The sequence below is a fragment of the Flavobacterium sp. genome (genome assembly GCF_035760125.1).
Classification (GTDB): Bacteria; Bacteroidota; Bacteroidia; order Flavobacteriales; family Flavobacteriaceae; genus Flavobacterium.
Genome location: NZ_DASTTN010000458.1, coordinates 1 through 10,373 on the forward strand (window position 1 = coordinate 1; position 10,373 = coordinate 10,373).

General features: G+C 36.7%; 7 protein-coding genes. 6 read left to right on the forward strand and 1 reads right to left on the reverse strand.

What is annotated here, in order from left to right; genetic code table 11:
• From VFS71_RS16210 to VFS71_RS16235, 6 genes are all read left to right on the forward strand, one after another.
• A partial coding sequence (locus VFS71_RS16210) for an aminotransferase class I/II-fold pyridoxal phosphate-dependent enzyme (RefSeq protein ID WP_326402582.1) occupies positions 1 to 949 on the forward strand: 949 nt, incomplete at its 5' end.
• Positions 950 to 1,289: 340 nt separating this feature from the next.
• Positions 1,290 to 2,606 (forward strand): ammonium transporter, encoded by a 1,317-nt coding sequence (locus VFS71_RS16215; protein WP_326402584.1) that lies wholly within the window; start codon positions 1,290 to 1,292, stop codon positions 2,604 to 2,606.
• 613 nt (positions 2,607 to 3,219) lie between these two features.
• Positions 3,220 to 4,545, forward strand: a complete 1,326-nt coding sequence (locus VFS71_RS16220) for an ammonium transporter (protein WP_326402585.1) — start codon at positions 3,220 to 3,222, stop codon at positions 4,543 to 4,545.
• A 236-nt stretch (positions 4,546 to 4,781) separates the two neighbouring features.
• A complete protein-coding gene (locus tag VFS71_RS16225; protein ID WP_326402586.1) occupies positions 4,782 to 5,627 on the forward strand; it encodes a class I SAM-dependent methyltransferase in 846 nt (281 codons plus the stop codon).
• A 73-nt stretch (positions 5,628 to 5,700) separates the two neighbouring features.
• Complete coding sequence (locus VFS71_RS16230; RefSeq protein ID WP_326402587.1) at positions 5,701 to 6,474, forward strand: slipin family protein; 774 nt, start codon at positions 5,701 to 5,703, stop codon at positions 6,472 to 6,474.
• A gap of 5 nt (positions 6,475 to 6,479) precedes the next feature.
• Positions 6,480 to 7,148 carry an FAD-binding oxidoreductase gene (locus VFS71_RS16235; protein WP_326402588.1) on the forward strand — a complete coding sequence of 223 codons (669 nt, stop codon included), beginning with the start codon at positions 6,480 to 6,482 and terminating at the stop codon, positions 7,146 to 7,148.
• A 139-nt stretch (positions 7,149 to 7,287) separates the two neighbouring features.
• On the opposite strand, the gene VFS71_RS16240 is transcribed toward VFS71_RS16235, so the two are convergent.
• A partial coding sequence (locus VFS71_RS16240) for an MBG domain-containing protein (RefSeq protein ID WP_326402589.1) occupies positions 7,288 to 10,373 on the reverse strand: 3,086 nt, incomplete at its 5' end.

Sequence of the window (10,373 nt, forward strand, 5' to 3'; positions counted from 1 at the left end):
TAGTTTTCAAAAATGGGGAACGAGTTATGGAAGTTCCCGTTCGGCAAACATCCAGTTGGAGATTTACAAAACTGCAGAAGATTTACTGGCCAGACAAATAGGAACCGAGGCTGCTGTTACAATTTCCTCTGGGATGTTGGCCGGAAAACTGGCTTTGGAACAACTACAACATACCACCGATTTGATTTTTCATTTCCCAAATACACATCCCGCTTTATTGCATCCCTTTTCATTACCACTAATTCAAAATGGGAAACTGAATCCTTTTCTCTTGGATCCAACCGTTTCAAGAATTGGAATCGTTGCCGATGCTATACCTTCTCTTGAAGTTACCCCCATTGATTTGGGTATTCTTCAAGATATTCCTGGGGATAAAGATATTACTTTGTTGCTTGATGAATCACACAGCATCGGAATTCTAGGCGACCATGGGCAAGGTGTATTAAATCAATATGAACTTCCAAATGTTCATCACAAAATAATTATTGCATCACTGGGAAAAGCCATAGGACTTTCAGGAGGTATTATTGCTGGGGATTCTCAATTTATAGGAGAAATAAAAAAACAGCAAAATTTTGTGGGAGCCTCCGGAATGAATCCCGCTTTTTTGGAAACCTTTGTAAATGCTCAGACACTTTATCATCTACAAAGACAACAACTAAAAGATAACTTGAATTATGTTTCCAAGCATTTAATTCCCAACACCGCTTTTACATTTACCAAAGATTATCCCGCTATTTATTTCGACCATGCGGAACTGCTCCAATTATTATTGGACAATAATATTATTCCAACCTCCTTTCCTTATCCAACGGCTTCTGGGAAATTAAGTCGAATTGTAATTAGCGCCCACCATACCAAAACCGACTTGGATAAAATGGTTCAACAACTGAATACTTTTACACAAATGAATTCTGGCTTTGAAGGTGACATTAGATTTGTGTTGTAGTTAATGAAATTTTGATTCAATAGGTTGGAATTAATTGCAATCGTCACAAATTTTTATAACAATGCGAAACTCAATTATTAGATATATAACTCCAACCTGATAATGTCAAATAAATTTAAATAAACAGCTACAATTTATACAAATCCCCTTTTGTATGAGGAGCAAAAAAACATTCAAAATTAAATTATTGTTATTTTTTAATGATTTTTACATCCACCATCTAAAATATAGGGGGTTCAAAATACAAAAATGATAAAAATAACAAACATACATCTGTTTTAACAGGGTGATTGAAATGATTTTTTATTTTTGCATCAAAAAAAATATAAAATAATTCAAAATGCGGAAAATAGTTTTAAGTGTGATCCTCATCACGATTTTGGTACTATCCTATTGCTCTAATTACTTTTTAACTAGCCACAAAACAAATCTTTTAGAAATTTCAAAATTTGACACTGGTGATATTGCTTGGATGCTTGTAGCTTCTGCATTGGTATTACTGATGACACCTGGATTGGGATTCTTTTATGGCGGTATGGTCGGCAAAAAAAATGTCATCAGTACTATGCTTCAAAGCTTTATGGCAATGATTATCGTAACTGTTTTATGGGTACTTATTGCTTTTGGATTATCGTTTGGACCTTCAATTGGAGGTATTATTGGAAACCCAATACCATATATCTTTTTTCAAGGAGTCGGAATTGGTACTTCATGGAAATTAGCTCCAACAATTCCTTTTTTATTGTTTGCGTTATTCCAGGCTAAATTCGCTATTATAACACCAGCTATCGTAACAGGAGCCTTCGCAGAACGTATTCGTTTTTGGGCTTATCTATTATTCATGGTGCTTTTTATACTTTTTGTATACGCTCCATTGGCGCATATGACATGGCATCCCGATGGATTACTATATAATTTTGGAGTATTGGATTTTGCTGGAGGAACAGTTGTACATATGAGCGCAGGGTGGGCTGCGCTTGCCGGAGCTATCTTTCTAGGAAAACGCAAATCACCAAAACCAACTCCAGCACGTATTACTTATGTATTATTAGGAACTGGTTTATTATGGTTTGGATGGTTTGGCTTCAACGCAGGATCAGCCATGGGAGCCAATGGTCTTGCCGCACAAGCACTTGGAACAACAACCGTTGCCGCTGCAGTCGCCTCTATGACTTGGGTATTTCTTGACAAAATTATGGGACACAAACTTTCAGCTATGGGCGCTTGTATTGGCGCAGTAGTCGGACTGGTAACCATCACTCCGGCAGCAGGATTTGTAAGCATGCCACATGCAATTACTATGGGAATTATTGGAAGCATAATCAGCAATATTACTGTTAGTAAATTCCATAAATTTAAAATCGATGATGCTTTGGATGTATTTGCTTGTCACGGTGTTGGCGGAATGGTCGGAATGGTATTAACAGGAGTTTTTGCATCCAAAGATATTAACCCCGCAGTTATTGATCAAGGACTTACTTTTGGAGAAACCAAATTATTCACTCATCAAATAATTGCTCTAGTTGGCGTTTCTATATTTGCTTTCACAATGTCTTACTTTCTTTTTTATGTGGTTAACAAAATCACTCCTTTAAGAGTTTCTGAAGAAAAAGAACAACTTGGACTCGATATCTCACAACACGGAGAATATTTATAATTTCTATTTTCAACTATAAAACCAAAACACTCTAAGAAATTAGGGTGTTTTTTTTTGATCAAGTTTCAATAATCAATTAACTCCTCCTATTCATTACATCAAGCAAATCGCCCCAAACAATGAAGCCACACTTTTGAGGATAAAGCTTTAAATAACAAATCTTTAAATTCAAATTAAACAAATAAATCATCATGTAATTTGCAAATATTAAACATTTTTTTAATAAATTTAACAAATTTACCTACAATGATAAAAGTAAAAAAAACCTCAAAACACCGTTTACTCCCACCCAAACCAACATAAATAATTAAATATAAATCCCTGCCAAAACTCATCGCAGAAAAAAAAATTTTAAGTTATCATTAACAAAAAGTTCGTTTAATTACCAAAATCAGCGATAATTTCACGAATAATCAGTTAATTCAAGAACAAACCTTAAAAAAAACTTAAAATTCCATTAACACATTCTATTTTTTGACTTAAAAAATTAAATACCCATCAAAATATAGGGGTGCGAAATACAATATCCATAAAAATACCTATACTAACCCATATTTTTTGGAGGGTATAAAATCATTTGATACATTTATAAAAAATTAAAAACCGAAAAACTATGCGAAAAATTATTTTAAGTGTGATACTAATCACAATCCTGGTATTATCAATCTTTTCAATTCATTTACTCAATGAATCATCAAAACTAGGAGCACACGTTATTGAATTAAAATTAGACACTGGAGACACGGCTTGGATGATTGTAGCCACAGCTCTTGTATTATTAATGACACCAGGACTTGGATTCTTTTATGGTGGAATGGTAGGCAAAAAAAATGTTATCAGTACTATGCTACAAAGCTACATGGCTATGGTTATAGTAACTATATTATGGGTTGTAATTGGTTTTGGACTTTGCTTTGGCCCTTCAATTGGAGGTTTTATTGGTGATCCAACTTCAAACCTGTTTTTTAGCGGCGTAAGTGCTAACACTGCTTGGGAATTAGCACCAACTATCCCTTTTATTTTATTTGCCTTATTTCAAGCAAAATTCGCAATCATCACCCCTGCCTTAATTACTGGAGCTTTTGCTGAAAGAGTTCGTTTTTGGGCTTACTTATTATTCATGGTATTGTTCATATTATTTGTATATGCTCCACTATGTCACATGACTTGGCATCCTGATGGAATGTTCTTTAAATGGGGAGTATTGGATTTTGCTGGAGGAACAGTAGTACACATGAGTGCTGGTTGGGCTGCTCTTGCAGGTGCAATGTTCTTAGGAAAAAGAAAAGTACAAAAAGCAAACCCTGCTCGTATTACTTATGTATTATTAGGAACTGGTTTATTATGGTTCGGTTGGTTCGGTTTCAACGCTGGATCTGCTGTAGGTGCAGGTAGTCTTGCCGCTCAAGCATTAGGAACCACAACTGTAGCTGCTGCTGCCGCTGCAATGGGATGGGTATTTCTTGATAAAATTATGGGTCACAAACTTTCAGCAATGGGAGCTTCTATTGGTGCAGTCGTTGGATTGGTTGCCATTACTCCTGCTGCAGGGTTCGTAAGCATTCCTCACGCTATGGCAATCGGAATTATCGCCAGTATTGTAAGTAACCTTGTTGTGAGCAAATTCCCTAAAGGAAAAATTGACGATGCTTTGGATGTATTTGCTTGTCATGGTGTAGGTGGTATGGTAGGTATGCTTTTAACTGGTGTTTTTGCATCAAAATCTGTAAACTCAATTGTTGGTGATAACCAAGGTTTAATTTTTGGTGATCCTACTTTGTTTTTAATCCAATTGAAAGCATTAGTTCTTGTTTCCATATTTGCTTTTTCTGTTTCTTATGCTTTATTCTTCATTGTAAATAAAATAACTCCTTTAAGAGTAACTGAAGAAAGAGAAGAACTAGGATTAGACATTTCTCAACACGGAGAATTTTTATAAAACTCAATTTCTAAATACCTCAAAAAACACTCTAGAATTTATTTTAGAGTGTTTTTTTTTTATTAATTACTCTTCATTTATTGCAAAATATATGATGTCTTTAACACAAGCAAACATATTATATTCTTAAATTTATTACCCCATTTCAAAATAACACCCCTTTAGATCTCAACCTTTTCTTTCCCTACTAAGTCGTGTAGTTCACAATATAATTAAGAACAATAAATTAGACTATAATGGAACTAGAAATTGAACAAATCAGAGACCAACAAAAAGAAACCTGGAACAAATTTTCACCCGGTTGGAAAAAGTGGGATGAACCTACAATGGATTTCCTAAAACCCATGGGAGATGAAATCATCAAACTGCTCAATTTAAAAAGTGACGCTATCGTTCTGGATGTCGCCGCAGGCACCGGAGAACCGGGACTAACCATTGCATCACATTTAAATGGAGGAAAAGTAATCTCAACAGACTTAGCCGAAGGAATGCTTGAAGTAGCCCAAGAAAATGCAAAAAAGAGAGGAATTAAAAATTTTGAAACTATAGTGTGTGACGTTAGCGAACTTCCCTTTGCAGACAATACTTTTGATGCCATTAGTTGTCGCTTTGGATTTATGTTTTTTCCAGACATGCTATTAGCCATAAAAGAAATGACACGAGTTCTTAAACCTGGGGGCAAAATTGCGACCGCCGTTTGGAACATTCCTGAAAAAAATTTCTGGATAACCGCCACTATGGGAAGCATCGGCAAAAATATAGAAATACCACCCCCTCCACCCGGAGCTCCTGGAATGTTTCGTTGTTCAAAAGCTGGATTTATGTCTGATTTATTTTCGCAAGCAGGTCTCAAAAATATTTCAGAAAATGAAGTTACAGGAAAATTAAATTGTAAAACAACAGATGTTTATTGGAGTCTAATGAATGATGTTGCCGCCCCTGTAGTTGCCGCCCTCAGTAAAACAGATGACACAATGAGACAAAAAATAAAAGAAGAAGTGTATTCATTAGTGAATCAAAAATATCCTGACAACAATGTCATTATTGATTCGAGTGCCCTTGTAATCTATGGTGAAAAATAACACCAAATAGAGATTCAAAAAAAAATCAAATAACCTTAAATTACAAACAAAACGACGCTTAAAAAAGCAAACCATGACACCTTTACAAATTACCGTAGCCATACTCGCTATATTCCTTATAGGAGGTATTCGTATTGCACAAGAGTATCAACGTGGAGTAATATTTAGACTTGGCCGTTACAGAAACACTATGGGACCTGGAATTTATTGGATTATCCCTTTCATCGAAAGACAACAACGGGTAGACATTCGAACAAAAACTGTAGACTTAGAACAACAGGAAACCATTACAAAAGACAGTGTAACAATTAAAGTAAATGCAGTATTGTGGTTCAAAATAACTAGTCCTGAAAATGCAATTATCAAAGTAGCAGACTACAATAAGGCTGTTTATCAATTTTCGGTTACCGCATTACGAAATATTATCGGACAGCATTCTCTGGATGAAGTATTACGGGAAAGAGAACAAATCAATGGGACACTTCAAAAAATTGTGGATTCTGCAACTGAACCTTGGGGAATAAAAATTGAAATGGTCGAAATGAAAGATGTCGAAATTCCAGAAGCAATGCAAAGAGCCATGGCACGTGAAGCGGAAGCAATTCGAGAAAAAAGAGCAAGAATTGTAAAAGCGGAAGCCGAATTAGAAGCTTCCATAAAGCTAACCCAAGGAGCAAAAAAAATGGAAGAAAGCCCAATTGCATTAGAATTAAGACGCATGCAAATGCTGGCAGAAATAGGTATTGACAATAATACCACCACAGTAATCCTCATACCATCAGACTTCACAAATGCCGCAAAAAGTTTGGCAAAGTTGGCTGACCAAACTAAATTAAACAAATCATAAACTATATGGAAACACCAATTGTAAAAATATTGAAAGCATTTTACATAACCCATGATGTAAAATGCTTTGTAACCGAAAGACCTGCTGGATACGATTTTAGCCCAGGTCAAGCTACCGATGTTTCCATAAACCTTCCAGAATGGGAAGATAAATTGCGCCCTTTTACCTTTACCAATTTAAGGGAACAGAATTACCTCGAATTTATGATTAAAATTTACAAAGATCATGAAGGCGTGACCAATAAACTAGGAAGTGTCAATGCTGGAACTGAATTAATACTTCACGATGTTTTCGGAGCCATTCAATACAAAGGAAGAGGAACTTTTATTGCCGGTGGCGCAGGTATCACTCCATTTATTTCAATCTTTCGTGATTTATACAAAAAACAGTACTTAGTTGGCAATAAACTCATTTATAGCAACAAAACTTCAGAAGACGTAATTATGGCAGAGGAATTACAAAAAATGCTAAAGAAAGATTTTTTAAAAGTATACACCCGAGAAAATGTCATCGGATTTCAAGAAAAAAGAATAGATCGTAATTTCCTAATTGACAACATTTCAGATTTCAGTCAGAATTTTTATGTCTGCGGCCCAACTGATTTTGTAAAAAATATCACGAACAACCTACTAGATCTTGGCGCGACAGCAAGTACCGTAATTTTCGAAAAGTAATAACTTCACTTGCCATTTCAAACTATACAAAATCACTACAGTAATAATTCAAAAAAAAAAAAAATCCCCTGTTATAAAAAAACAAAGCCATCACTGAACTATCTGATGGCTTTGTTGTTTTTATTGATAATAAATATATTTACTCTTTTAGAAGTTTGATTGTTTTTCGGTTAGCCCCTTGATTGACAACAGCAATATAATTGCCAACAGGCAACTCCTCACCAAACACAATAGAATCCTGATTGGCACTTTCTATGTGTTTAACTTTTCTTCCTTGCATATCAAAGATATCTATTTCTACCTTTTCAGTACTGCCTCCTGTCAAATTCAAACTAAAATAGTTTTTTGATGGGTTTGGATATGCAGTGATATTGAATTGCAGAATTTCCAGAGTTGTCACACTAGCTTTTTGAGCAATTTTAGTGGTGTTTTTCTTAACCTCATGTATTACAATGGAACCTCCACCCAATTCAGTTGTTGCTGCAAGATTTTCATCAACATTCATTTGGTTATCATATACAACTGTATTTCCGTTGGCGATATTCCATATTTTAATGCGGAATTTATCAACTCCGCCACCACCTAAAATTTGTCCATCAATTGCAGAAACCATAAATCCATAGTTTCCAGATCCGTTTACAGTACCCACACCTCTATAAGTAGCTTTAGCTCCAGAAATCACCAATGTCCCGGCATTAAGCAAATTACTTTTGAAGTTAAAATTTCCTGTTTGGAACTGAAACTCTGTATTTCCTTCTACCTGATTATTTCCTTTTTTATATTTAGCATTAAAACCGAAATTGGCTTTACCTGTCAACGATTGTCCTACTAATGCACCAGCAGGAGAGTTAATCCAACCACCTCCAGTTACAAAACTTCCGTTTGGATCATAGATGGTCATATAGGCTGCCGACGAAGAGCAATCTGAACCAGATATCGCTTCTACCTTATAAAGTCCCATTGGCAATGAACTTATAATTAAAGACAATGAAGCTTCACCATTATCTGTAGTCAATACTGTTTCCGAAGGTCCAACTTGATTTGATCCGTTAAACAATTTAAAAGTAACATTTACATTGCTTACTGGATTTCCATCTAGAGATGACTTCACAGTAGCTTTTAAAGGAGCTGTTGAACTATTTAACTGAATAACTAAACTACTGGCACTCGCATCGATGTTAACTCCTTGAATAGTCAAAGTCCCACTTTCATAATTAGTAACTTCATAATTATTATCTGAACAACCCGATGCAATTATAGTTATTCCATTAGTGTCTAATTTTACCACTGGAGGGACATTCAAAACTGATTTAGTTTCATTATTTACAAAACCTGTGACAGTAAAAGTAAAATCAGGATTAGCTTGCCCACAGAATTTTGATTTGTCATCGGCTTTGATACTAATTGTTTTTTTGCCTACAGTGAGTGTTTTTTTGGTATATGTAATATCATAGTTAGGCAATCCTGATCCCACGGCCGAGCCAATCAGAATATCATAAGTCCCAACCGCGGCAGTAGCAGCCGAACCGGTGCTCGATATTGTTGCCGAAGTTACCGTATCCGAATTCACTAGACCTACGGTGGTAAACTCTGTTCCTGCAAACGTTACGGCATCCCCATAGGTTTTGGTTTGATCAACAGCAAAAACTTCCAAACCTTTTTTGCCTACAGTGAGTGTTTTTTTGGTATATGTAATATCATAGTTTGACAATCCTGATCCCACGGCCGACCCAATCAGAATATCATAAGTCCCAACCGCGGCAGTGGCAGCCGAACCGGTGCTCGATATTGTTGCCGAAGTTACCGTATCCGAATTCACTAGACCTACGGTGGTAAACTCTGTTCCTGCAAACGTTACGGCATCCCCATAGGTTTTGCTTCTGTTATCGGCTGTAACAGTAATGGATTTCACTCCCACGGTCAACACTCCGGTAGCATAAGAGATGTTATAGTTACCCAATCCGCTTCCAATGGCCGCACTGGCGACAATCGGATAGGTTGGGCCGGGCGCTGTTACGGTTGCGGATGCCCCCGCTCCGGTTGAGGCAAGGGTCACACTGCTGATTGCATCCCCATTTACAAGGGATCCTACCGGTGTGCTAAATTCCGTTCCGGCAAACGTTACGGCATCGCCATAGGTTTTGCTTCTGCTATTGGCTGTGATGGTAATCGGACGAGGTGTAACTGTCAACGTTCCCACGGCAGCAACTGTACTAATGCCATCGCTCAACGAAACTGTAAAATTATATAAACCTGCGTTTAGACTTGCAGGAGCATTAAGAGTTAATGTTGCTCCCGGAAATGCAGTTATTCCATTGGCTATAAATGTAGATGATGGTGCAAAATTATAGGTAACACCACTAGGCAGACCAGATACACTATAAGTCCCATTAACTAATCCATTAGCTCCTCGTAAAGAAGTAACATCAAAAGTTGGTGAACTTACTGTACCGTAAACTGAAACTCCAGATTGAGTTCCAACAGTTACAGTCCCAATAGATCCAGGAACACTCCCTACTATGACATCAAATTTCCATTCTTTATTATTGGCTGGATTACCAGAAGTTGAAATAGCTGTCGCTTGAAACTGATAAGTACCATCAGGTACACTAGAACCTACAGCGACAGTAATTGCAAATGTTTTTGTAATATCAGATCCAGAAGGACCACCCGTAATATAATTATTAATAACACTTGTCAAGTTGATTTGATTAGCTCCATTACCTATTCCAATTGTAGTCCCTGATTGTACGACAAAAGCTAAACTAGCGCTAAAAGTTCCATTGTTCTTAGGCGCAGTAACATCAACACTTAAAGTATTACTATTTGTGGTGTTCGCTATAGCGGATATAGTATTACTTTTCCCTAGAGTAGTCAAATAGGTAAAATTTCCCGCATCGGTAAACAACCAATCAGCCACAGAGCCCAAGCTTCCATGAGCAGTTAATAATAAAGTCGCCCCATATGCATCGCCTTCAACTACAGTAGGCACATACCAAGAACTATTAAAACTACCGGCACTATCTGCGGTCACAAACCATGGCTCATGAAATCCAGGATCAGTCCCTAATGGATCACCATCTGCGTGTTCCACATGTAATTCTACAACTTCACCAGCCTGAAAACCGGAACCATTGATAATGGCCGTCGAACCAGGAGCATAATCATCTTTATCTGTGATAACCGTCGCCTGCCCAAAACTTACATTTGCAAAAAATAAATTTG